Source organism: Prosthecobacter sp. (assembly GCF_044222345.1).
Taxonomy (GTDB): Bacteria; Verrucomicrobiota; Verrucomicrobiia; order Verrucomicrobiales; family Verrucomicrobiaceae; genus Prosthecobacter.
In genome coordinates, this window is record NZ_JBGANL010000059.1 from 1 (window position 1) to 24918 (window position 24918).

At 63.1% G+C, this 24918-nt stretch carries 18 protein-coding genes; 14 read left to right on the plus strand and 4 right to left on the minus strand.

Annotated features, from left to right (window positions below; genetic code table 11):
• The first annotated feature begins 1062 nt into the window (after positions 1–1062).
• Positions 1063–1212 carry a hypothetical protein gene (locus ACILSL_RS22590; protein ID WP_395734332.1) on the plus strand — a complete coding sequence of 50 codons (150 nt, stop codon included), beginning with the start codon at positions 1063–1065 and terminating at the stop codon, positions 1210–1212.
• 26 nt (positions 1213–1238) lie between these two features.
• Positions 1239–1673 (plus strand): hypothetical protein, encoded by a 435-nt coding sequence (locus tag ACILSL_RS22595; RefSeq protein ID WP_395734333.1) that lies wholly within the window; start codon positions 1239–1241, stop codon positions 1671–1673.
• A 553-nt stretch (positions 1674–2226) separates the two neighbouring features.
• On the opposite strand, the gene ACILSL_RS22600 is transcribed toward ACILSL_RS22595, so the two are convergent.
• Positions 2227–3609, minus strand: a complete 1383-nt coding sequence (locus ACILSL_RS22600; protein WP_395734334.1) for a DUF1552 domain-containing protein — start codon at positions 3607–3609, stop codon at positions 2227–2229.
• Positions 3610–3628: 19 nt separating this feature from the next.
• Complete coding sequence (locus ACILSL_RS22605; RefSeq protein ID WP_395734335.1) at positions 3629–5749, minus strand: DUF1592 domain-containing protein; 2121 nt, start codon at positions 5747–5749, stop codon at positions 3629–3631.
• Positions 5750–6067: 318 nt separating this feature from the next.
• Here ACILSL_RS22605 and ACILSL_RS22610 point away from each other — a divergent pair, with 318 nt between their 5' ends.
• The 4 genes from ACILSL_RS22610 to ACILSL_RS22625 all read left to right on the plus strand — a co-directional run bounded on the left by ACILSL_RS22610 (position 6068) and on the right by ACILSL_RS22625 (position 12656).
• Complete coding sequence (locus tag ACILSL_RS22610; protein ID WP_395734336.1) at positions 6068–6754, plus strand: CerR family C-terminal domain-containing protein; 687 nt, start codon at positions 6068–6070, stop codon at positions 6752–6754.
• On the plus strand, positions 6751–7851 hold the full coding sequence (locus ACILSL_RS22615; protein ID WP_395734337.1) for an efflux RND transporter periplasmic adaptor subunit: 1101 nt from the start codon (positions 6751–6753) through the stop codon (positions 7849–7851). Before ACILSL_RS22610 ends, ACILSL_RS22615 begins: the two co-directional genes overlap by 4 nt.
• Before the next feature lie 193 nt (positions 7852–8044).
• Entirely contained in the window at positions 8045–11185 is a 3141-nt protein-coding gene (locus ACILSL_RS22620; protein ID WP_395734338.1) for an efflux RND transporter permease subunit, read from the plus strand.
• A 64-nt stretch (positions 11186–11249) separates the two neighbouring features.
• The gene (locus ACILSL_RS22625; protein ID WP_395734339.1) at positions 11250–12656 is read left to right on the plus strand and encodes an efflux transporter outer membrane subunit; all 1407 of its coding nucleotides are present in this window, start codon (positions 11250–11252) and stop codon (positions 12654–12656) included.
• A 468-nt stretch (positions 12657–13124) separates the two neighbouring features.
• Here ACILSL_RS22625 and ACILSL_RS22630 read toward each other — a convergent pair whose 3' ends face one another.
• Positions 13125–14021, minus strand: a complete 897-nt coding sequence (locus ACILSL_RS22630; protein WP_395734340.1) for a LysR family transcriptional regulator — start codon at positions 14019–14021, stop codon at positions 13125–13127.
• An 83-nt stretch (positions 14022–14104) separates the two neighbouring features.
• Between ACILSL_RS22630 and ACILSL_RS22635 the strand changes: the two genes are divergently transcribed.
• From ACILSL_RS22635 to ACILSL_RS22670, 8 genes are all read left to right on the plus strand, one after another.
• Entirely contained in the window at positions 14105–15085 is a 981-nt protein-coding gene (locus ACILSL_RS22635) for a sodium-dependent bicarbonate transport family permease (protein WP_395734341.1), read from the plus strand.
• A 26-nt stretch (positions 15086–15111) separates the two neighbouring features.
• Entirely contained in the window at positions 15112–15414 is a 303-nt protein-coding gene (locus ACILSL_RS22640) for a P-II family nitrogen regulator (protein WP_395734342.1), read from the plus strand.
• Between the two features lie 96 nt (positions 15415–15510).
• On the plus strand, positions 15511–16233 hold the full coding sequence (locus tag ACILSL_RS22645; RefSeq protein ID WP_395734343.1) for a carbonic anhydrase family protein: 723 nt from the start codon (positions 15511–15513) through the stop codon (positions 16231–16233).
• A gap of 235 nt (positions 16234–16468) precedes the next feature.
• Positions 16469–17206, plus strand: a complete 738-nt coding sequence (locus ACILSL_RS22650) for a carbonic anhydrase family protein (protein WP_395734344.1) — start codon at positions 16469–16471, stop codon at positions 17204–17206.
• 470 nt (positions 17207–17676) lie between these two features.
• Entirely contained in the window at positions 17677–18897 is a 1221-nt protein-coding gene (zigA, locus tag ACILSL_RS22655; protein WP_395734345.1) for a zinc metallochaperone GTPase ZigA, read from the plus strand.
• Positions 18898–19060: 163 nt separating this feature from the next.
• On the plus strand, positions 19061–21250 hold the full coding sequence (locus tag ACILSL_RS22660) for a peptidase domain-containing ABC transporter (RefSeq protein ID WP_395734346.1): 2190 nt from the start codon (positions 19061–19063) through the stop codon (positions 21248–21250).
• A gap of 127 nt (positions 21251–21377) precedes the next feature.
• On the plus strand, positions 21378–22685 hold the full coding sequence (locus tag ACILSL_RS22665) for an HlyD family secretion protein (protein WP_395734347.1): 1308 nt from the start codon (positions 21378–21380) through the stop codon (positions 22683–22685).
• A 467-nt stretch (positions 22686–23152) separates the two neighbouring features.
• Positions 23153–24571, plus strand: a complete 1419-nt coding sequence (locus tag ACILSL_RS22670) for a TolC family protein (RefSeq protein WP_395734348.1) — start codon at positions 23153–23155, stop codon at positions 24569–24571.
• Positions 24572–24649: 78 nt separating this feature from the next.
• Here the strand turns inward: ACILSL_RS22670 and ACILSL_RS22675 are convergent, their stop codons facing one another.
• Positions 24650–24844 (minus strand): hypothetical protein, encoded by a 195-nt coding sequence (locus ACILSL_RS22675; protein ID WP_395734349.1) that lies wholly within the window; start codon positions 24842–24844, stop codon positions 24650–24652.
• Positions 24845–24918: the final 74 nt, after the last annotated feature.

The following is a 24918-nucleotide window of genomic DNA, read 5'->3' on the forward strand; positions in this document are numbered from 1 at the left end:
CTGAGTATTTTGCTCAATTTTTTTAACAGTATCCAGCCGTGACAATTCAACTGCTCAAGAATAAGATTCCAGTCCTCAAGGCTCACACCAATCACCGAATTGGAAACTCAATGACTAATTTGCCAGTTACCTACGATGGGGACACTAGCCTGCTGCCTGCTCGTCTGGAAAATACGGGGGGCTGATATTCTCGAAAGCATTTTTTCACTCCTTGCCCGAAAGCATGGTTTAGAGATGGTTGGCGACTACGACGACGTGATAATGAAACACAATCTGAAACCGTAAGCTTGATCTTCGGATGTCTTTTCCACATCGAAGATGCGATTACCAAAGCATTGGAAAGGAGAAAATGGCAATGAGCATCAGACCCCCAATGACCCCCGAACAGCTGGATGAACTGCTGCCTAAAATGAGAGCCATACAAATTCAGTATCGCTCTGGCGAACGATCAGCAGACGACTGCATTGCCGAATTGATGGCAGCACCCTACCATTATGCCTCACCAGCGAGAGCCATGCGTTTCTTGGATCCAGGGCCACCACAGGAAGATCCGCCACCCGGGTGGAAGCCTTGGACTGCGGATGCTTGACTCGGTCATTGCAATTCGGTTGACGTTAAAAAATCGCGCAGGCAACGCTCTCACGGCTGATCGCTGACAAGTCCGCATCCACTTCAGCGGCAAAGCACCATCACACTCAGCCAAACGATACGCGTCCCGGCAGGACACTTCCTGCGGATGCAGAGCCACCGCCGCCCGGATACCGCTCCTCAGACTCTCCCCAATCCGGCAGAAACCGGCCCGACGGACGCCCGCTGGAGCCTTCGTATCCCGGCACAGCACGAGACAGCAGCACCTCAAGAAACGCCAGAGATACCACCCCCTACCATCCGGCCACATCAGCTGATTCAACCAACGCCACCAACCCACAGACGGCAGACAGGCCGACCAATGGTGTACAGAATGCCTGGCATCTTTTTTTCATTATAGCTCTACCACAAACTCCAAACCAGGAGACCCCACATATCTTGACAATAAACCCCTACTAGGAGACTATTACTTACATGGACAAGACGCCCTCCAAAAAGCCCACTCCACCTTCGGAGATCATCAAGGCCTTGCGCGAAGCGCGGCAGAAGCAGTTGGCCAGTCAGGGACCTATGACGCTGGAAGCAGTGCGCCGCAATCAAGCGACCATGAAACCGACGCGCTGACGCGATTTGCACGTAAATCCGGCCTCATGCTGAATGCTGAAGGTGTGCGGTCCTACATGGACCAGCACAAGATGCAGCGCGGCAGCGAACATCGCGTGGCTGATGTGATTGATGCAGGCCGGGCACTTAAAGACCTTGATGCGCACGCCATCGCCACGGAGTCTATTTACGACTACATTACCGACCAGCAGCTCGCCAATCACTTATTTGGCGACGACATCCGGATAGAGGGCTTTTATCAGCATCTTGGACGTCTGCATGTTATCACATCTCAGCCTTACGTGAACGGGCCTCATCCGACTTGGCCTCAGCTAAAGGCAGGACTGGTCAACCAAGGGTTCATTGACCCTTCACCTTACGGTCAAAGCGGATCATTCATCCTTCCTCATCCTGACCTTGGCGAGGTGGAAATGAACCCACGAGCCAACCAATGGCATTGGCTGTGCCAATCCACTCGATAAAATAAAATCAAGCCAGGTTCCACCTTCGTCGGGCTTCGCAGCTCGGTTTGTGAGCCCTCCTATTTTGGAAGCAGAACCATGCGTTCCTCGCAGCCAGCGCTTTCACACTTGCGGCTGCGGATGGATCATGGCCCTGACGACGCTTTTGACGGAGCAAAGCAAAACCTACCTTTCACCAAACACCTCAACGCATTGCCCTCCTCTGAGCGCTTTCCCTGTTCACCGGCACTTTTTGCCTTCAACGCTGTGATGAAAGACTTCGGGGCCACGACTTCGGTAGAGATGCGACTGTCCTGAAGATGTAGCCTGCTGTTTGCCGCAGAAGGCGAACTCGAACAAGTGAAGATAAGAAAAGATGCCATTCATGCCTGGCACTTTGTAAGTGGCTCGAGTCACCTCATTGACTGACAAACGCCCCCTGCAGCCCCTTCCACCTCCGGTCATGTGGCCCCCGCCCCCAGCGCCCCGGCCGGCAGACCGTCACCACTGCGGCTGCCAAAAGGCCGCGAGATCCACTTTTCTGCGCGCCAGCGGCTTGCCCGGCCACCGTGGGCTAGGCGCTTCGTTTCATCTCCGTGATCTGCTTCGTCGCGATGCCAATCGGGCGGTCGATCGGCACCCCGGCGCAGGCCAGCATCGTGGTCAGCAGATCACCTTGATTGCCTTTGATGTTCGGCAGGAAGCGGCCGGTGTTGACGGAGCCGCCGCCTTTGCCGGCGAGGATGAAGGGGAGATTTTCGCGAGTGTGTTTGTTGCCGTCTTCCAGGCCGGAGCCCCAGAGCATGAGGCAGTTGTCCAGCAATGTGCCGTCTCCTTCCCGCAGGCTGTGCATCTTCTTCACCATGTAGGCAAACTGCGCGATGTTGAAGGCGGTGATGGCGGCGACTTTGGCGACCATGTCCGCCTTGTTGTTGTGATGTGTCTGCGAATGATGCATGTCCGCAAAGCCTAGCTCGGGGTAGGAAACGCCGTTCGGCGTGGAGCCGATGTAGGTGCTCACGCGTGTGGTGTCCGTCTGAAAGGCCAGCACGTTGAGATCGCACATCACCTGCATGTACTCGCTGCGCTTGTCGCCCTCGGGGATTTTGATCTCGATGGGCGGGGAGTCGGAGGCTCTGCGCTTGCTGGCGCTGACACCGGCTTTCTCCAAAGCGGCTTCCTTCTGGCGATACTCCATGGCGGCGATGCGGCGCTCCACGGACCGCACGCTGTCGAGGTACTCGTCCAGTTTGTGCTGGTCGTCCTGCGGCAGCCTGCGGCGCAGATCCCTCGCGCCACCGATAACGAGATCCAGCATCTGCCGGTCCAGCGGGTCTGCCTGCGCGGTGTTTCCGGGCTTGTCAGACTTGCCAAACAAGCGGTTCAGCACACTGCGGGGATTGGTCTCCGCAGGCACGGCCTGCGTGGGCGAACGGAAGCTGCAGTGCGAGTAGTAGCCCTCATTCAGCCCTTCCTGATTTTCCTTGTGCGTCTGCGGCATGGTGGCCAGCTCCAGGGACGGCAGGGAGGTGAGCCCGCCCACGTAGTTTGCGGCGATCTGATCCGCCGAGATCGCGATGTGGATCTGATCCCGCTTGTCCGCGTCCGGCAGGCAGGCCGTGAGCCAGGTAGAAAGCTCCAGCGCATGCGGCGCACCGTTAAAAGGAGAGATCGGGATGCCCGAAATGCCCTTCATCAGCAGGCACTGGTCCAGCACCGGCCGCAGCGACTCCAGCGCAGGCGGCGGCGCTTTGAGAAAGCTCTCCGGACTCGCCGGCCAGAACTGATCCATGATCACCCCATGCGGCATGTACATGAAGCCGAGGCGCAGGGGTGGCTTCACCGCTTTTCCTTTGAGCGCGTCTGCCCAGCCCATGGTTTCGAGAAGCGGGAGTGCGAGTGAGGCACCGATGCCTTTCAGCGTGGTGCGGCGATCGATGAGATGGGTGCGGCTCATAGGAAAAGGAAAATGGGGGTTACTCGATGCTGCGATTCATGAATGGATAGCTGGTGACGATCTCGGCGATGAGCGTCTGCATGCGGAAGCCATCCTTGGCGATGCCTTCCATCAGGCTGTCCACCACGATCTCGTCGTAGCCATCCAGCTTTCGGCACAGGGCGTAGGCCAGGAGTTTCTCCGTCAAATTACGCGCCATGTCGTCCTTTCGTGCAGCGATGATGGCCTTCAATTCCTTGGGCGAGGAAAAATGTTTCCCACCCGGCAGTTCGCCCACCGCATCGATGGCGCCACCCGTGTCATCCTGATCGCGCCAGCGGCCGATGGCATCGAAGTTTTCCAGACCGAAGCCGATGGGATCGAGGATCTTGTGGCAGTTCGCGCACACGGCGTTCGTGCGGTGCAGTTCCGTGCGCTGGCGCAGGGTCAGGCTGGCGGCCTTCTTCGGGTCCTGCTTTTCCAGCGTCGGCACATTCGGTGGCGCAGGCGGCACCCGCTGCCCCAGCACCTGCTCCAGCACCCAAACACCGCGTTTCACGGGGCTGGTGCGGTTCGGGAAGGAGGTCGTCGCCAAAATGCCGGGCATGCCCAGGATGCCGCCGCGGTTCGCGTTCGTCAGCTTCACCTTCCGCATCTCGGGGCCGGTGACGGTCTTTTCCAGGCCATACAGCGCGGCCAGCGTGCCATTGAGGAAGGTGTAGTCGCTGTCCACAAAGCCGACCACGCTGCGGTTCTCACGCACCATGCTGTCAAAGAACAGCCGCGCCTCGTCATACATCGCGGCGCGCATCCCGGCCGTCATCTGCGGAAACTTCTTCGTGTCGAAGGTCTTGTCTCCCAGCTCCGCCAGCCCAAGCCACTGCGCGCCAAAGCCGTCAAACAAAGCACGCGCGCGCGCATCCGCCAGCAGGCGCTTCACCTGTGTTTTGAGAATCGCCGGCTCATGGAGTTTGCCCGCATCAGCGAGTCCGGACAGCTCCTCATCAGGCATCGTCGCCCAGAGCAGATACGAGAGGCGCGACGCCAGCTGGTAATCATCCAGCGGCACAATCTTCTCGCCTGCGGCCGCTTCCCGGGCCGGTGTGATGAAGAGGAACTGCGGCGAAACGAGCACCGCCTTGAGCATTAGGCGCAACGAAGCGGCGTAGTCGAGCTTGTTCGTGCGACCGAGATCAAAGACGCCCACCAGCGTGGCCACCTCCTCCTCGGACGGCGGGCGGCGGTAGGCACTGCGCGCCAGCCTGCGCGCGATCTTTCCTGCCTCAGCGCGGAGATCGGCCCCTGCGGCCGGCGCCTCACCCAGCAGCCGCTTTTGCACCGCCGTGGGCGGCGAGCCTTTGGCGGCCAGCACGCGGTTCAGCACTTCATTCGCGATGCCCAGATACTGCTCCGACTGCAGCGGCGAGAGCGAATTCATGTACCCCTCCCCCGGCACCTCGTCCGGCAGTTCCGCGACCACCGCCGGATCCACGCCCAGCAAATCATGCAGCGTGTTGCCATACTCCGTCTTCGTCAGGCGGCGGATCACAAACGGGCCGGGGCTTCTCGTGCTGAGGTACTTGGTCTTGGCCACGATGTCCAGAAAGCTCTGCCGCTCCGCATCCGTCGGCTGCTTGTCACTATCCTCCGGCGGCATGTCATGCGCGTTCACATTGGCGTACGAGTTCGACCATATTTCACTGAACGGCGCGACGGCGGGCTTCCGCACCGCCACCTCAAAGTTGATCCCGCTCTTGGATCTTCGGTTCCCGTGGCACTCCACGCAGTAGGTCTTCACAAACGGCTGCACCTTGTCCTTGAAGTCCTTCTGCACCGCCGCCTGCAGCGCCAGCAGGGCGGCGTCCCCGGTGGGTTTTGATCCGGCAGGTTTCGGTGCGGCGGGCTTCGATTCGGCAGGTTTCGCTGCGGCAGGTTTCGATTCGGCGGGCTTCGATTCGGCAGGTTTCGCTGCGGCAGGTTTCGATTCGGCAGGTTTCGGTGCGGCGGGCTTCGCTGCGGCAGGTTTCGCTGCGGCAGGCTTCGCTGCGGCGGGCTTCGATTCGGCGGGAGATTTCGCCAGCAGCGGCCGTGCCCCTGCCAGGGCGCAGCACACGAGCAGCATGGCCATCACGTCACTGCGAAAGAGTCTGGGGTTCAGCATGAATGTCTTCTTCAAAGGGGGCAGGAAGCCTACGCCGGAAAACCCGCCGCTTTATCAAAACTCAGGCAGATCCATGGACGAAAACAGTCCGGCGTGGACACCCCTCGGTCAGGGCGTGGCTTCATCATCCTGCCACAACATCTGCCACCACGAATCACCCAGAATGCCTGCGCGGCATGCAGGCCCTGCCACTGCCTCGCCGTCAGAGCCTCGGGGCGGTAAAATCACGCGCCCTTTTTTTGATTTCGCCAAATCTCCCCACACTCAAAACCATTTGACGATCCGCCACTCACAAGTTAAACAGCTGTTTATAAACGCATGTTTAACTCTGCTCCATCCCGCGAACATGATGCCGAGGCGCGCCGCGAGCGCCTCCTGAAGGCCGCCGCCGCCGTCTTCGCCAAAGACGGCTTTGAAAAGGCCAGCCTCCGCGCCATCTGCCTCAAGGCCAAGGCCAACGTGGCCGCCGTGAAGTACTACTTTGGCAGCAAGGACGGCCTCTACCGCGAGGTCTTCCTCTCCTCCTGCCAGGACAGCATGAAGGAGGACGCCCCCGTCACCCTCGCAGACGGCGCTTCACCCGAAGACACCCTGCGCCGCTGGATCCATCACCTCCTCGACCACGTGCTGCTCAAGCGCGCCAAGAATCCCGTGAAGAGCCAGATCATGGCGCACGAAATGCGCGAGCCCACGCCCTGCCTCAACGAATTCATCAAGCTCGTCGTGGGCCCCTTTCATGAGGAGCTTCAGCGCATCATCGCCGCCGTCATGGGCAGAAAGAAGGTGGATGAAGACTGCATCCTCTACTGCCATCACATCATCGGCCTCTGCATCCATTACGATCACTGCCGCGTCTTCGTGGACCGCCTCGGCCCGCCCGTTCCCAAGACCGCGCCGGAGGTGCAGCGCCTCGCGGACAACATCGCCGACTTCGTTCTCGGTGCCCTCACCTCCCGCCGCGCCACCCAGCCGAAACCCGTCTCACGCTCGAAAAAACAGTCATGACCTCCCCCATCTTCAAATACGCCCCCGCACTCGCCCTCGGCGCTCTGGGCCTCGCCCTCACCGGCTGCAGCAAAGCACCCGCTGCCGCACCTGCCGCAGCGCCAAAACCTGTCCCGGCCATCTCCGTGAAAACCGCCGCCGCGCAGCAGGGCCCCATGCCCCGCTACCTGCGCCTCACCGGTGAAATCACCGCCGCGCAAAATGCCGCCGTGGCCGCAGACACCACCGGCAAGGTGATCGAAACCCCCGTCGAACGCGGCACCGTCGTCAAAGCGGGCGCGGTCCTCGTGCAGCTCGACAGCCGCACTGCGCAGCTCAATCTCGCCGAAGCCGAAGCCAATCTCGTTCAGGCAAAATCCAAGCTCGATCTCGCCGAGAGCGAGGTAAAGCGCAACGCCCCGCTGGCGCAGATGAAAGCCGTCGCCGAAACCGACTTCGCCCGCATCAAGGCAGATCGCGATGGCGCCGCCGCCAGCCTCTCCGCCGCTGAAGCACGCCGTGACATGGCGAAGAAAACCCTCGCCGATGCCACCATCCGCGCCCCGTTTGACGGCACCGTGGCCGAGCGCTTCGTGACCGCAGGCGAATACGTCATGGCAAACTCCAAGGTCGCGCAAGTCATCGATCTTCAGCACCTGCGCCTGCTCGTGAATGTCTCGGAGCCTTCCATCGGACTCATCCGCGTGGGGCAGACCGTGGAGTTCAGCGTGTCCCCGTTTCCCGGCGAAGTCTTCACCGCCACCGTCAAATTCATCGGTGCCGCCGTCCGCGCTGAACTGCGCGATCTCCAGGTCGAGGCCGAAGTCGTCAACACCGACGGCCGCCTCCGCCCCGGCCTCTTCGCCGAGGCCCGCCTCGCCCTCCCGCCGCAGACCGCCATCACCGTTCCCGCCAATGCCGTGCGTGCGGATGGTGCCAATCAAAAAGTCTGGGTCGTCGAATCCGGCCAGCTCACCGAACGCCTCGTCGAAGTCGGAGAGACCGACAAAGACCGCATCGAAATCCGCCGCGGCGTGAAGCAGGGCGAAAACGTCATCCTCTCCCCCGGCCCCGATGCCGCCGACGGCGTCCCCGTGCAGACCACGCCTCAATCTTAACGCATCCTCATGAACGCCCCACAGACCTCCCGCGAACACACGCAGCTCCGCATTCAGAGCTCCGTACTGGGAGCGCCGATATTTTATCGGCTCCGGGCGAGCGTCCCCACCACTCCGCGTCCTCCAGCGCCCGAATGGTATGAATAAGCACAATCCCACACAATCGGCCTAATCCCCCTCCCCCTTCCCTCTCATGCAATGGCTCGCCCGCATCTGTGTTCAGCGCCCCGTCCTCGCCAGCGTCATCGTCCTGGTGTTTGTCGTCGTCGGCCTCATCGGTTACACCCGCCTGCCGGTGGACCGCTTTCCAAAGGTGGACTTCCCCACCGTCGCCATCACCACGCGTCTTAACGGCGCCACGCCGAAGGAAGTCGAAACCCAGATCACCGACAAGATCGAAGAAGCCGTGAACACCGTCAGCGGCATCGATGAACTGCGCTCCGTCTCCAGCGAAGGCATCTCCCAGGTCATCGTCGTCTTCCTGCTGGAAAAGAACGTGGACGTCGCCGCGCAGGAAATCCGCGACCGCGTGAACCGCATCATCGTCGATCTCCCCGACGATGCCGATCCGCCCATCGTCGAAAAGCTCGATCCCGATGCCTCGCCCATCCTGAACGTCGCCCTCACCGCCGATCGCCCCGCGCGCGAGATCACCGAATACGCAGACAAGGTCCTGCGCCGTCAGCTTGAAAGCGTGCCCGGCGTCGGCCAGGCCACGCTGCTCGGCGGGCGCAAACGCCAGATCAATGTGTGGATGGACCCCGTGCGCCTGCGCTCCTTCAATCTCACCGCCATCGATGTGCAGAAGGCGCTGAAGTCGCAGAACGTGCAGATCCCCGCAGGCACCGTGAAAGACGCCGCCAGCCAGGAAGGCCTGCGCGTCCTCGGCAAAGCAGCCTCCGTGGCCGAGCTGCGCCAGATGGTCGTGCGTGAAAAAGACGGCGGCCTCGTCCGTCTCGGAGACGTGGCCCGCGTGGACGATGGCGAAGAAGAGCCGCAGACCGCCGCCCGCCGCAATGGCATCCCCAGCGTCGTCATCTCCCTGCGCAAGCAGTCCGGCGAAAACACCATCAAGGTGGTCGATGCCGTGCAGGAGCGCCTGGACGAAGTGAAAAAAATCCTCCCCGCCGGCTACTCCATCAATGTCGTGCGGGACAACTCCCTCGTCATCCGCACCAGCACCCACGCCGTGCAGGAGCATCTCATTCTCGGTGCCGTCTTTGCCGCGCTCATCGTGCTGCTCTTCCTTGGCAACACCCGCGCCACCGTCATCGCCGCGCTGTCCATCCCCACCTCCATCATCGCCGCCTTCGGCGTCATGTGGGCGCAGGATGTCACGCTCAATCAGATCAGCCTCGTCGCCCTCGCGCTCGCCGTCGGCATCGTGATCGATGACGCCATCATCGTCGTGGAAAACATCGTCCATCACATGGAGGAAAAAGGCGAAGACGCGCATGACGCCGCCATCAATGGCACGCGCGAGATCGGTCTCGCCGTCATGGCCACCACGCTGTCGCTCCTCGCCGTCTTCGTTCCCGTCGCCTTCCTCAGCGGCATCGTCGGCATGTTCTTGAAAAGCTTCGGCCTCACCATGGCCTTCGCCATCGCCGTGTCCCTGCTCATCAGCTTCACCCTCGTGCCCTCCCTCGCCGCACGCATGCTGAACCGCCGCCGCAGAAGCTGGATCGAGCGCGCGCTGGACCGCGTGGTGAATCTCTTCTACCGCCCCATCGAGGCCGTGTACATGATCATGCTGCGCTTCTCCATGCGCCACCGCTGGGTCATCGTGCTCGCCTGCTTCGGCGCGCTCGCCTCCCTGCCCACGCTCATGGGCATCGTGCAAAAAAGCTTCATGCCTCCCACGGAGGAAGCCGAGTTCATCGTCAACATCCGCGTCCCCGAAGGCACCACCCTCGCCTCCACCGATCTCCTTGGCGAGCGCGTCGCGCGCAGCATCCGCGCCCTCCCCGGCGTCGAGTCCACCCTCCTCACCATTGGGGATAATGACCAGCGCGTGCCCAATCTCGCCGGCATCTACGTCCGCCTCACCGATCCCGACACCCGCAAAGCCACGCAGCAGGACATCATGGATCAGGTGCGCAAAGAGATCCTGCCCAAATTCCCCGCCGAGTGGCGCATGACCGTGCTCGCCGTGCCGCCCTTCAACACCGGGCAGTCCAGCGCCAACATCCAGTTCTACGTCGCCGGTCCCGATCTCGACCGCCTCACCGCCGCCACGGACGTCATCATGAAGGAGGCCAAAAAGATCCCCGGCATCCGCGACCTCGATTCCACCCTCATCAGCGGCAAGCCCGAGATCACCGCCAGCGTGGACCGCAGCAAAGCCGGCCAGCTTGGCGTCAATATCGCCGATCTCTCCACCACCCTGCGCCTCCTCGTCGGCGGCCTCGATGTCTCCACCTACGATGAAGCCGGTGAGCAGTACGACATCCACCTCCGCGCCGAAGCCGGCTACCGCAACAACCGCGAAGCCATGGCCCAGCTCTCCGTCCCCAGCGCCAGCGGCGTGCCCGTCGCGCTCGACAACGTGCTCAAGCTTGAGCCCACCTCCGGCCCTTCACAAATCGACCGCCTCAACCGCCGCCGCCAGGTCACCATCAGCGCGAACAACGCGCCCGATGTCGGCGAAAGCAAGATCGTCGATGCCATCGATGCCATCGTGAAAAAGCAAAACCTCCCCGCCGATTACAGCAGCGGCGTCGCAGGCCGCTCCAAGGAAATGGCCCGCACCGGCAAAGCCTTCGGCATGGCCTTCCTCATGGCCTTTGTCTTCATGTATCTCATCCTCGCCGCGCAGTTTGAGAGCTGGATTCATCCCCTCACCATCCTGCTCGCGCTGCCGCTCACCCTGCCCTTCGCCATCCTCTCCCTCATCATCTTTGGCCAGTCGCTCAATCTCTTCTCCATGCTCGGCGTCCTCGTCCTCTTCGGCATGGTCAAGAAAAACGGCATCCTTCAAATCGATCACACCATCCAGCTCCGCGCTAAAGGCATGGATCGTCTGGAGGCCATCCTCAAGGCCAACAAAGACCGTCTCCGCCCCATCCTCATGACCACGCTCGCCTTCGTCGCCGGCATGGTGCCCATGATGTTCGCACGCGGCGTCGGTGCCGCGTTCAACAACGCCACCGCAGGAGTCATCCTCGGCGGTCAGACCTTGTCCCTCCTCCTCACCCTCCTCGCCACCCCCGTCATCTATTCCTACTTCGACGACATCGTCGCATGGCGCCGCCGCCGTGCCGAAAAACGCGCCGCCCGCCGCGCCGCCCGCGAAGACGCTCTGCCTCCAGAGCCCGCCCGATCCATCGCATAATCTGGCACGAGATACCACGGCACTCCGCACTCCCTTCCCCTTCCCCTTCCCCTTCCCCTTCCCCATGCCCTTCCCCACCTCCCGCCTCCGCCTCATCCCCATCCTCCTCATGGGACTCGGCTCCTGCACCGTCGGGCCCGATTACAAAAAGCCGGACACCACCGACATCACCCCCGCCACCTGGCGCTGGCAGCCCAGCGCCCCGCGCGATGACGCCCCCAAAGGCGACTGGTGGAAGGTCTTCCACGACAGCGAGCTCAACCGCCTCGAAGCCCTCGCGCTCGCGGACAATCAAAACCTCCGTGCCGCCTACGCCCGCATCCAGCAGTCACGCGCCAATGCCCGCGCCGCCGCCACCGACTGGTTCCCCAATTTCGACCTCAACTCACGCAACAAGCGCGAGCGCACCTCCGCCCAGCTGCCCACGCCCGTCCCCGTCAAGATCCCCTCCGCGCAGATCAACACCTTCAGCCAAGCCCTCGACCTCAGCTACGAGCTCGATCTCTGGGGCAAGGTGCGCCGCTCCTTTGAATCCGCCCGCGCCCAGTCCGAATCCAGCGCCGCCGATTTCAACAACGTCCTCCTCACCCTCACCGGAGACGTCGCCGCCACCTACTTCCAGCTTCGCGCGCTCGATGCCGATCTCGCCTCCCTGCGCCGCACCATCGCCCTGCGGGAGAAAAGCCTCGGCCTCATCCAGCAGCGCTTCACCGCCGGCACCATTCAGGAGACCGATGTCGCCCGCTCCAAAACCGAAGTCGCCACCGCCAAAGCCGAACTCGCCGACATCAAACGTCAGCGCCAGGAAGCCTCCGACAATCTCTCCCTCCTCTGCGGCGTCCCCGCCACCAGCTTCAAGCTCGCCGAGCGCCCCCTGCACGGCTCCCCCCCCTCCATCCCCGCCGGGCTTCCCGCCAGCATCCTCGAGCGCCGCCCCGATGTCGCCGCTGCCGAGCGCATCGTCGCCTCGCGCAATGCCGATATCGGCGTCGCCACCGCCGCCTATTTCCCCGCCATCAGCCTCACCGGCCAGGGCGGCTACTTGAGCAAAGACACCGGCAGCCTCTTCAGCGCAGACAGCCGCGTCTGGTCCATCGGCCCCAGCCTCAGCCTCCCAGTCACCGGCTTCGCCCTCATCAAGGCCAACGTTCGCAAAAAGCGCGAAGCCCGTGAGGAAGCCATCGCCAATTATCGTCAGGCCGTCCTCGCCGCCCTCAAAGACGTCGAGACCACCCTCGCGCAAACCCGCTACCGCGCCGAGCAGTCCGCCGCCCAAAACGAAGCCCTCGCCGCTGCCTCCCAGGCCGCCGACCTCACCCGCGCCCGCTACGACAGCGGCACCGTCGGCTACCTCGAATTCCTCGACGCCGAACGCACCCGCCTCCAAACCGAACGCCAGGCCAATTCCGTCACCGCCCAGCGCTTCATCGCCACCGTCAAACTCATCAAAGCCATGGGCGGCGGGTGGTAGCACACGGCAGTCAATGGTCATGCGGTGCCTTCTTTGACAGGATTAACAGAATTCCATGATTTCAGGATGAGAGACAAATGACTCTGCACTCGCGGACGCAGGTTTTACTCCACCTCAAACACACCAGATGCAGAGCCACCTTCAGAAAAAAAAATCCTGAAATTCTGCCATCTTGTTAATCCTGTCTAAAACCGCCACCAAGCCACCCACCAACAATTTCCACCGCCCACCTCTCTCTCACCCTCTGGGCAAATCCTGCTCAATGGTCACACGGTGCCTTCTCTGACAGGATTAACAGAATTCCAAGATTACACGATTAAAGCCAGATGACTCTGCACTCGCAGAGCAGGCTTTTAAAACCTCCGCAACACATCAGTCGCAGAGCTCCCCTTCAGGAAGAAATCCTGAAATTCTGCCATCTTGTTAATCCTGTCTAAAACCGCCACCAAGCCACCCACCACCCATCTTTCACCCCACCCGCCTCCGCTCAATCCTCGGCTTCATCAGCTCCCTTAAAATCAGATTCGGAAACCGCCGGCTCGGCGTGATCGCATAAAAGCTCTCCTTGATCTGCGGCAGCTTGTACCGCTCCACCACCTCCCCGTTTTCCAGTTCGTCCTTCACCACCACCGGCGGCACCAGCGTCACCCCGTGCGTCTCACGTGCCATCAGTCGCAGCATCGCCATGTCATCCACCTCCGCCGCGATGATCGGCCTGATCCCCGTCTGATCCATCAGCACATCAAACGCCGTGCGGATGCTGCTCTCCAGGCTCGGCAGCACGATGGGCACCGTGCGCAGATCCTCGGGAAAACGAAACGGCTTCATCCCGCGCCGCTTGTGCCCCACCAGGCTCACCGCCTGCTCGTCCAGCAGGTGGCTGTGCCAGCCCGTCTCCGCATCACGCCGCACCGCAGTGTTCGAGAGCACCACATCCAGCGTGTGCGCCTGCAGTTGTGCCAGCAGCTCGCGCAGACTGCCCGAATGAATGATCAGCTCCACGTCATCCCTTGAAATCAGCGGACGCAAAAAGCCCAACTGGAAATTCCGCGACAGGTTCGACGCCGCCCCCACGCGCAGCAGCCCGCGGCTGCGCCCGGCACTGCTCTTCAGCAGGTCCGTCAGCTCCTCACCGCTGCGAAAAATCGCCTGCGCATACTCCAGCGCGATGCGTCCCGCCTCCGTCAGCACCAGCGCCTTGTGCTTCCGCTCAAACAGCGGCTGGCCCAGGCTTTCCTCCAGGCTGCGCAGCTGCACGCTCAGCGCCGACTGCGACAGCTTCAGATGTTTGGCCGCCTTCGTCAGGCTGCCCTCCATGGCGATGGCCCGGAAGTAGCGGAGGTGGTGGTAGTTCAGGAAGGCCATGATCTCACATTTAGCAAAGCGAACGATGAATGCCAATTCTTGAATTGGAACGAATCATTTTTTCGCCGGATGAGAGCAGCCTCATGGACCTCCTCACCGCCATCCAATCCAACCTCCTCAGCCCCGCCATCCTGTTCTTCGTTCTCGGAGTCTTTGCGGCGGTTTCCAAAAGCGACCTCAAATTCCCCGAGGCCCTCTACTCCACACTCACCATCTACCTGCTGACCGCCATCGGCTTCAAAGGCGGCGTGGCAGTGCATCAGGCGGGCATCAGCGCGGTGTGGCTGCCGGCGCTGGCCGCCATGCTCCTGGGCGCGCTCATTCCGCTATGGACCTACCCCGTGCTGCGCAAGGCGGGCAAATTCAGCGTCGCAGACGCCGGGGCCATCGCCGCCCACTACGGCAGCGTCAGCGCCGTGACCTACATCGCGGCCACCAATTTCCTGAAGAGCATCCACCAGCCCTATGAAAGCTACGCCTCCGCCTTCCTCGCCGTCATGGAGTCCCCCGCCATCATCGTCGGCGTCATGCTCGGCAAAGGCGCCCTCGGCGGAAAGCTCTCCCTGGGGGATGCCGGCCTGCGCCACGCGCTGCGGGATGCCGTGCTCGGCAAAGGCGTGCTGCTCCTCGTCGGCTCACTCATCATCGGCGCCCTCAGCGGCCCCGCAGGCATGACCATGGTGGAAGGCTTTTTCGTCACCCCCTTCCAGGGCGTCCTGGCCCTCTTCCTTCTGGAGATGGGCATGGTCGCCGGGCGCAGGCTCGCAGACCTCAAAAAAGCCGGACTCTTCCTCGTCCTCTTCGGCATCACCGCCCCGCTGCTGCACGGCACCATCGGTGTGCTGCTGGGCACCTGGGTGGGCCTGAGCACCGGCGGCTGCACCCTCCTCGGCGTGCTGGCGGCCAGCGCCTCCTACATCGCCGCACCCGCCGCGGTGCGCCTCTCGCTGCCGGAGGCAAATCCCACCTACTCCCTCACCGGCGCGCTCGCCATCACCTTCCCCTTCAACATCACCTTCGGCGTGCCGCTCTTCTTTGAGATCTCCAAGCACCTCCACTCATAAACCCACCTTTCAACACTCCCTCAACCATGAACCTGCACCCCATGAAACGCGTCACCATCATCTGCGAATCCGTCCTCGAAGACCGTGTGCTCGAACTCCTCCACGACACCGGCGCACGCGGCCACACCGCCTTCCCCGTGCGCGGCGGCGGCCACCAGGGCGAGCGCTGCGCGGACACCACCGAGACCGCCAATGTGCAGATCGATGTGATCCTGCAGCCCGCCATCGCCCAGACCCTGCTCCAGCGCCTGCAGACCGAGCTCTTCGCCGACTACGCCATGGTGGCCTATGAGAGCGATGTCCGCGTGCTGCGCCCGGACAAGTTCTAGCGCCGCACCACCCCACGCCCCGTCTTTTTTCACCTTTCTCATCCTCCGCCAAAGCCAAACCGGCACACAAAACCACATACCACCACATCCTAATACATGAAGTCATCCAACAAAAAAGCCGTCTATCCCCTCGCCCTCCTCGGCCTCGCCGCCGTCCTGGCCGCCTGCATGCGCAATGAAGAGCCGCCCGCAGACAGCCACGTCACCACGGCCGAGGAGCAGGCGCACCTCACACCGGACGAGGTGCTCCGGCAGTTCAAAGAAGGAAACGACAGGTTTCACAGCGGCCATCTCACGCGGCGGAACCACAACGAGCAGGTGCGGAAATCTGCCCCCGGCCAGTTCCCCAAAGCTTTCGTGCTCAGCTGCGTGGACAGCCGCGTCCCCGTGGAGGACGTCTTTGACCAGGGCATCGGCGATGTCTTCGTCGGCCGTGTCGCAGGAAATTTCGTCAACGAAGACCTCCTCGGCAGCATGGAGTTTGCCTGCAAGGTGGCCGGTGCCAAGCTCCTCCTCGTCATGGCCCACCAGCACTGCGGCGCCGTCCGGGGGGCCATCGATGACGTGAAGCTCGGCAACCTCACCACCCTCCTCGACAAGATCAAACCCGCCGTGGCCCTCAGCCAGGATTTCCCCGGCGAAAAAACCTCCGCCAATCCGCTCTTCATGAAGCGGGTGGCGGAGAACAACGTGCGGCTCACCCTTGCAAAGATCCGCGCCGAAAGCCCCATCCTGAAAGAGATGGAAGAAAAGGACCAGATCAAGATCGTCGGCGCCTTCTACCGCCTCACCGATGGCACCCTGGAGTTCGTCGAGTGAGGTAAAAAGGAAGAGCCCTCTCCGGCTGCTGCGGCCCGTCTCACCACACCGCAGCAGCCCGGGCCCGGCTCTTCGGAGCGCGGAATTCATTCCGCAGCAGGCCGCCCGCGCTATACGCGGACTGCTCACGCTAACACAGGCTTAGCCCCGCTAAGGAACTTCTCCACATGGAGAGTGAAGTTCGTCCATACGCAGGCAGGTTTGACAATGGGGGGAGGCCTTCTAGTCTCCGGCAATGCCCGCGCGAAAAACCAGCACTTCCCACCCATCCGCCACCGATCCCTATGAGCCCTCCTCCCAGGGCTCCGCTTTTGACTCCGCGCTGCTGCATGATCAGTCTCCCATCATCAGCCACGTCACCACCGCCGAAGAGCAGGCCAGCCTCACCCCGGATGAAGTGCTCCAGCAGTTCAAAGACGGCAACAAGCGCTTCCGCACCGGCCGCGTCACCCGCCGCAATCACCGCGAGCAGGTCCGCAAGTCCGCCCCCGGCCAGTTCCCCAAGGCCATGGTCCTCAGCTGCCTCGACAGCCGCGTCCCCGTGGAGGACGTTTTCGATCAGGGCATCGGCGATGTCTTCGTCGGCCGTGTCGCCGGAAACCTCGTCAATGACGACCTCCTCGGCAGCATGGAGTTCGCCTGCAAGCTCGCCGGGGCCAAGATGATCCTCGTCATGGGCCACCAGCACTGCGGTGCCATCCGGGGGGCCATCGACGATGTGAAGCTCGGCAACCTCACCACCCTCCTCGACAAGATCAAACCCGCCGTCGCCCTGAGCCAGGACTTCCAGGGCGACAAGACCTCCGCCAATCCCCTCTACGTCAAATACGTGGCCGAAAACAACGTGCGCCTCTCCCTCTCCAACATCCGCACCCGCAGCCCCATCCTCCGGGATTTGGAGGAAGAGGGCGAGATCAAGATCGTCGGCGCCTTCTACCGCCTCACCGACGGCACCCTCGAATTCATCGAGTGATCCAGCCATGGCCCCATGCTGCCGCCTGAGCAGCATCCATTAAACACCCGCCCTCCAGCTACGCGCCAGCGTCTTGGACTGCGGTGGCAGAGATGCACGGCGCAGGCCTGCATCGCCGACACCGCTTTCGCGGGGTATCGCCCCCACTCCTACCTCGCCCCGCCCTCCGGCACCAGCCCACCCCCCCGCATCCCGAGGACTCGCGCAACCGCGCAGCACCGCTCACGAGACCCACGCGCACCTCACGGCAGCTCGCGCCCAAAAATCAGCCGCCATAGCCATTTAATGCAAAAGTGTTGCATTAATAAAAGAGCGCCATTATAGCCTCCCTCCAGCTGCCTGCTGACGCCCCACATCAGCCCTCCTGCAGAGCTGAGGGGCCGCAAGCCGGCATCCCACATGCCCCGGCCAAACCCGCAGGCATGCACGCCCTCTCCAAAACTCAGCCCCGCCAGTTTTCCCCCACTGTCATGAACGCCCCCAAACTCCCCGTCACGGTCATCTCCGGCTTTTTAGGCGCTGGAAAAACCACCCTGCTCAATCACATCCTCTCCAATCGCGAGTCGCGCCGCGTGGCGGTCATCGTCAATGACATGAGCGAGGTCAATGTGGACGCCCAGCTCGTCAAGGCGGGCCAGGCTCAGCTCTCCCGCACCGAGGAAAAGATGGTGGAGATGAGCAACGGCTGCATCTGCTGCACCCTGCGCGAGGACCTGCTGCAGGAGGTTTCCAAGCTCGCCCGCGAGGGGCGCTTTGATCACCTCGTCATCGAGTCCACCGGTGTCTCCGAGCCCATGCCCGTGGCCGAGACTTTCACCTTCACTGATCAGGAGGGGCACTCGCTCTCAGACATCGCGCAGCTGGACACCATGGTCACCGTGGTGGATGCGCGGAATTTCCTCCAAGACTACCACAGCACGCAGGAGCTGCAGGATCGCAATCTGGGAGTGGGAGAGCAGGATGGCCGCTCCATCGTGGACCTGCTGACAGACCAGGTGGAGTTTGCCAATGTCATCCTGCTCAACAAAACCGATGCCGTGAGCCCCGGGGAGCTCGACGAGGTGCGCGGCATCCTCAAGGCGCTGAACCCGCAGGCCCGGCTGCACGAGACCCACCGCTCGCAGATCTCCCTCAGCGAGGTGCTCGGCACCGGGCTCTATGATCTCAGCACTTCGGAGCAGAGCCAGGGCTGGCTGGACTCCCTCCAGGGTCACACGCCGGAGACCGAAGAGTATGGCATCAGCAGCTTCGTCTTCCGCTCCCACGCGCCGCTGCATCCGCAGCGCTTTTCAGACTGGGTGCAGAGCCCGTGGCCCGGCGTGGTGCGTGCCAAGGGCATGTTCTGGCTGGCCACGCGCATGGAGCTGGCGGGCTTCGTCAGCCAGGCGGGCGTGATGCGCTCCACGCGGGCGATGGGCATTTTCTGGAGCGCGGTGCCGGAGTCAGAATGGCCGCAGGATGAAGAATCACTGGCGGAGATCCGCGCCAACCTGCAGGAGCCCTACGGCGACCGCCGCAGCGAGATCGTCGTCATCGGCAGAAACATGGACCGTGAAGCCTTGGTGGCCAGGTTCCGCGCCTGCCAGCTCACCCCAGAGGAACTGGCCGGCGGGCCGGAGGCCTGGGCGCAGTTCCCTGATCCCTTCCCCGCCTGGACCCCCAGCGAAGAGGAGCACGATCATGCCCGCTGATCGCCACCCGTCGGCCCAGCCCATCCTTGACCATCAAGCACCCCTCCCCACCTCCCCCTTCTTTGCATTTCCGTCCGATTATATTCATCGCATTTTTTTGCAGTCAGATGGGTGAGTCCACCTGTGCTACCAAGACGTATAAGACGCGACTTATCCTTAAATTTTGACACCGCCATCCACTCCCCCGCCCATCCTTTCCCCCACGACTCTGCTGCAGCTCTCTGCCATCCTCGGCAGTGATGTCACCCCGGAGCGTGCCCGTTCAGCCATCCACCACGCCGCGCAGGCGCAGGGAGATCCCCTCGCCCTGCTCAGCGCCGCCGCAGCAGGCGCAGGCATGCAGGTCTCCCCCGTGCGCCTCCCCCTCAGCGAGGCCGTGTGGCAGGCCCATGCAGACTCCCCCGTCGTCATCTGGAGCAGCCTGGAAAGCCGCTGGCTCGTCATCACCTACGCCGGCTGGTTCAGCCTCCGCCTCGCAGACGGGGAGCACCCCACCCACCGCATCACCCTCACACGTCAGGCCCTCGCACGCCGCCTCGGTGTGGAAAGCGTGCACGCCGTGGTGGAGGCCGGCATCGTCCATCTCGACCGCGCCGGGCATGAGCTCAGCGCCGCACCGCAGCACGGCCACGCCGCGCATCATGACCACGCCGGCCTCAGCCCCGCGCGCCGCTTCATCGGCATGCTGCTCGCAGAGAAGCAGGAGGTCCGCACGCTGCTCATGTTCTCCGTCATCTCCGCGCTGCTCTACCTCGCCGTCCCCATGGCGGTGGATGCCATCGTCAGCAATCTTGCCTTCGGCGGCCAGTCCCGCCCCTACCTCCAGGCTTTGGTGATCGTCTCCCTCGCCCTCTTCGGCTGCCTCGGTTTGCAGGCCGTCGTCAGCGGTTTTCAGTTCTATGTGTCAGACATGATCCAGCGCCGCATCTTTGTGCGCGCCGCCTCGGACCTGGCCTACCGCCTGCCCCGCGTGAAGGCGCAGGTACATGATGAAGTGCACGCCCCGGAAATGGTGAACCGCTTCCTCGATGTGGTGACCGCGCAGAAGTCCACCGCCCTGCTGCTGCTCGATGGTGTAAACCTCGTCTTTGGCGGCCTCATCGGCATGCTGCTGCTCTCCGTTTACCATCCGCTGCTGCTGATCTTCGCCGCCATCCTGCTGAGCCTCATCATCCTCAGCCTCTGGCTTCTCGGCCGCGGTGCGGTGGACACCAGCATCGAGGAGTCACGCATGAAGTACGACCTCGTAAACTGGTTTGAAGAAGTCGCCCATTTCCCCTTCCTCTTCAAAGGCCCCGGCGGCAGCCGCATGGCGCATGAGCGCGCCAATGAGCTCAGCACCGGCTACGTCATGGCGCGCAGCAGGCACTTCCGCGTCCTCATGCGCCAGGTCGCCGCGCTGCTCACGCTGCAGGTCGTCGCCTCCGCCGCGCTGCTCGTCGTTGGCGGCTACCTCGTCATCAGCCAGCAGATCACCCTCGGCCAGCTCGTCGCCAGTGAGATCATCATGAGCGGTATCGTCGCCTCCCTCGCCAAGCTCGGCAAAAAACTCGAGGCTTGGTACGACGCCATGGCCGCCATGGACAAGCTCGGCCACGTCTTCGATCTCGAAATCGAGCGCGAAGGCGGCGAAAAGCCCGCCACCCACGGCCTCGGGGCCGAGGTCGTGGCCAGCGAGATCTCCTTTGCCCACATCCCCACCCTGCCCCTCTTCAGCGGGCGCAGCTTCACCATCCCCGCAGGGGCCAGCGCCGCCATCGTCGGCCCGCATGGCGCAGGCGCCAGCTCCCTGCTGGACATCCTCTTCGGCCTCCGCCAGCCCTCCGCCGGCTTCGTCACCATCGACGGCGTGGACCTCCGCAGCTGGAACCTCGAAGCCCTGCGTGAAAGCACCCAGCTCCTCCGCCGCGACGAGATCATGGACGCCACCGTCGTGGAAAATCTCCGCCTCGGCCGCAGCGACATCGGCATGGATGAAATCCGCGCCGCGCTGAAACAAGTCGGCCTGCTGGATGAACTCCTCGCCCGCCCCGAAGGCCTCAATCTCCACCTCAAGATCGGCGGCGCCCCCCTCTCTGGAAACCAGCGCATGCGCCTCCTCCTCGCCCGCGCCCTCGCCCAGCGCCCCCGCCTCCTGCTCATCGACGAACTGCTCGACAACATGGACGACGCCTCCTTCGTCCAGCTCTCCGCCGCCATCCTCGGCAAATCCCAGCCCTGGACCGTCATCGTCACCACCCGTGACTCCCAGGTCAGCAGCCGCTGTGATCACCTCATCGAGCTCGCCCCCTGCCGCCTGAGCGATGGCACCACCCCACAGCCACCTCCCTCCCTCACCCCCACGGCCGCTTAATCCCCTCGAACTCCGCCTCTTCCTCCTACTCCTCCTCTTCCTCCCGGCCTCTGGATTCCGAACTTCCGGGAGGAGGAGGAAGAGTAAGAGAAGGAGAAGGAGAAAGATTCAAATCCGCCCTTCGCCTATGACGACGACCCACTCACTTCCCCCCCACGCATCCTCCGCGCCACCGCTGCCCGCGCTCAGCCTCGCCAGCCCCGCGCGCTTCACCCGCGTCTTCAGCCGCCTGCTGCTCGTCAGCTTCGTCCTGCTCGCCATCGCGCTCCTGTTCCTCCCCTGGCGTCAGTTCGTCGCCGGCACGGGGCGCGTCATCGCCTTCAATCCGCTGGACCGCCGCGTCAATGTGGAGGCCCAGGTCTCCGGCCGCGTGCGCAATCTCCACATCACCGAAGGCCAGCGCGTCAAAAAAGGCGAGCTCATCATCGAGATCCAGGACAACGACCCCAACCTCATCAACAACCTCCGCGCCCAGCGCGAAGCCATCGAAAGCCGCCGCGACTTCGCCCAGGGCCGCGTCGAGTCCCTCACCGCGCAGATCACCCAGCAGGAGCTCGCCAAAGCCCAGGCCATCGATGGCGCGCACCAGCGTGTCGCCGGGGCCAAGATCGCCGCCGAAACCGCGCAGCTCAATCACAAGCGCACGCAGGAGCTCTTCAGCAAGCAGCTCGAATCCCAGCGCAGCATGGAGCTCGCCACCCTCCAGCGCGATGCCACCGCCGCCGATCTCAAGTCCGCCGAGGCCGCCCTCAAGCGCACCGGCAATGACATGGACGCCCTCATCGCCTCCATCCACGCCTCCAAAGGCAGCGCCCTCGGCGAAGTCGCCACCGCAGAGCGCGACCTCTCCGTCATCGACGTGCAGATCAATCAAAACCTCCGCCAGATCGTCGAAGCCCCGCGCGATGGCGTCGTCCTCCAGGTCGCCGTCACCGACGGCACCTACCTCCGCCCCGGCTCCCTCATCTGCGTCATCATTCCCGAGAGCGACAGCCGCAACGTCGAAGTCTGGGTGGATGGCAACGACATGCCCCTCATCCACGCACGCAAAGAAGTGAACGGCGTCGTCACCCCCGGCAGCCCCGTGCGCCTCGCCTTTGAAGGCTGGCCCGCCGTGCAGGCCATCGGCTGGCCGCAGCTCGCCATCGGCACCTTCGGCGGCGAAGTCGTCTTTGTGGACGCCAGCGATGACGGCCAGGGCCGCTTCCGCGTCCTCATCGGCCCCTCAGATGACGTCGTGGATCGTGGCGACGGCAAAGGCCCCGTCACCGTCCCCTGGCCGGATCGCGAGCGCTGGTTGCGCCAGGGCACCCGCGCCAACGCCTGGTTCCTCCTCGATCAGGTGCCGCTCTGGTTTGAGCTCTGGCGCCAGATCAACGGCTTCCCCGCCGTGAACTCCAACGCCGACGGCAAGCTTGACCCCACCAAAAAGTGATATTTCCTACCACACTGAACCCGGTCACGCCCCAGAACCTGATGAATACCAGCACCACGATCCCAGCAGCCAGCGCACAAGGCCTGCATGGCAGCCATCCACGCCCCTCTTTGATGCCGGGGCATCGTGGTTTCAATGAACCTGCCCCATCCCCCAAAACCGCCCGCGTCAGCCGCAGCTCTTTGCTGGGAGCGCCGATATTCTATCGGCTCCGGGCGAACGTCCCCACCACCCCCGCAAGCCCCCAGCCCCTCGCGAACAAGTCCAGCTCTTTGCTGGGAGCGCCGATATTCTATCGGCTCCGGGCGAACGTCCCTACCACCCCCGCAAGCCCCCAGCCCCTCGCGAACAAGCCCGGCTCTTTGCTGGGAGCGCCGATATTCTATCGGCTCCGGGCGAACGTCCCTGACGCCTCCCCAAGGTGCAAAGCCAGCTCCGAAAGACAGCGTCTGCCCTCCTCGCGGCACATGTGCCGCTACCGAGCCGCCATGGTCGCCCTCATGCTCCCCTTCGCCGGCCTTGAAGCCGCGCCGGAGGAAAAAGAGAAGGAAAAATCCCGCCCGCTGCTCCTCACGGAAGTCCTGCAAAGCGTCAAGACCCAGTACCCGCCCTACCTCGCCGCCATGATCGAGCAGGACATCGCCAACGGCCGCGCCCGCCAGGCCATGGGCGCCTTTGACCTCAATCTCAACTCAGGCGGCACCTTTGCCCCCTCCGGCTACTACGACGGCCAGACCGCCTACACCATGCTGGAGCAGCCCCTCACCAACTGGGGCGGCGGCGTCTACGGCGGCTACCGCCTCAGCAGCGGCTTCCTGCCCAACTACAACAAAGACCGCACCAGCACCGATGGCGAAGGCATCCTCGGCTTCCGCATCCCCCTCCTCCGGGACGGCACCATCGACCGCCGCCGCGCCACCCTCTGGCAGGCGCAGATTGATCAGGAACTCGCCGATCCCATCATCTTCCGCCAGTACCTCGACTTCATTCGCGCCGCTACCATCTCCTACTACGGCTGGCTCTCCGCCGGCCAGCGCCTCTCCCTCACGGAGGAGCTTCTCCGCGTCGCCAAAGAGCGCGACTCCGCCATCGCCCAGCAGGTGAAAACCGGCGCCTCAGCCCCCATCGTTCAGGTGGACAATCAGCGCCTCGTCGTCAGCCGCGAGATCGCCGTCGTCCAGGCCCGCCGCCGCCTGCAGGCCGCCACCATTGAGCTCTCCCTCTTCTACCGCGATCTCCGCAGCGCAGAGCCCATCCTCGCCCCGCGCACCCGTCTCCCCTCCGCCTTCCCCACCCACAGCCATCCCGCAGAATCCCAGCTCACCGTGGACATCGCCAAGGCCCTCATCTTCCGCCCCGAGATGCGCCGCATCGAGCTCACCCTCGAAAAAACCGGCATCGACCTCCGCCTCGCCAAAAACAACCTCCTTCCCAGCCTCGAAGTCGGCGTGCAGGCCGCCCAAAGCTCAGGAGGCAGACTCCCCTCCGCCTTGGAGCGCACCGAGATCGAGGCGAAGGTCGAATTCAAAGTCCCCCTCCAGCGCCGCGAAGCCAAAGGCCGCGTCGATGTCGCCAACGCCCAGATCGACCGCCTCAATCAAGAAATGCTCTTCGCCCGTCAGCGCATCACCGCCGACGTGCGCGACGCCCACAGCGCCCTCCTTGCCGCCCACGCCGTCCTCCTCCAGACCCGCCGCAACGTCGATCTCGCCCAGCAGCTCGCCACCGCCGAAGCCGAGCGCCTCAAGCAAGGCGCCACCGACCTCCTCGCCCTCCAGATCCGCGAGCAGGCCAGCTTCGACGCCAAAGTCCTCGAAGTCGAAGCCCAGTCCGAATACTTCCGCGCCCACGCCAACTACCGCGCCGCCATCGCCTCCGACAAATAACCTTCCTGCAGTTCGCCCCTGTTTTGGCGAAAGCTTTGTCGATTTTCACACAACGCCTCGCTGACTTTCGCCGGCCCATCAGTCAGGCCTGTCCTTCATCTCACTTTGTTTGAGCAGCGCTGCCTGCCTTTCCAGCGCCTCATGCCTTGCCTGCTTTCGGAGGGAAATGACGCGAAGAACCCAGATGATAAACAGAAGGAAGGCAAAATAGAGTTCCGAATTATTATGATCCATCTCAGAGCCTGCCCAGTTTCGGTTGGTTTTGCAACTCATGAAGCAGTGGCGGCCTTGAAGCGGAGCCAAGCCGGAAATGTGACCACAGCCACACCTGCCAGGCTCAGCCGCTC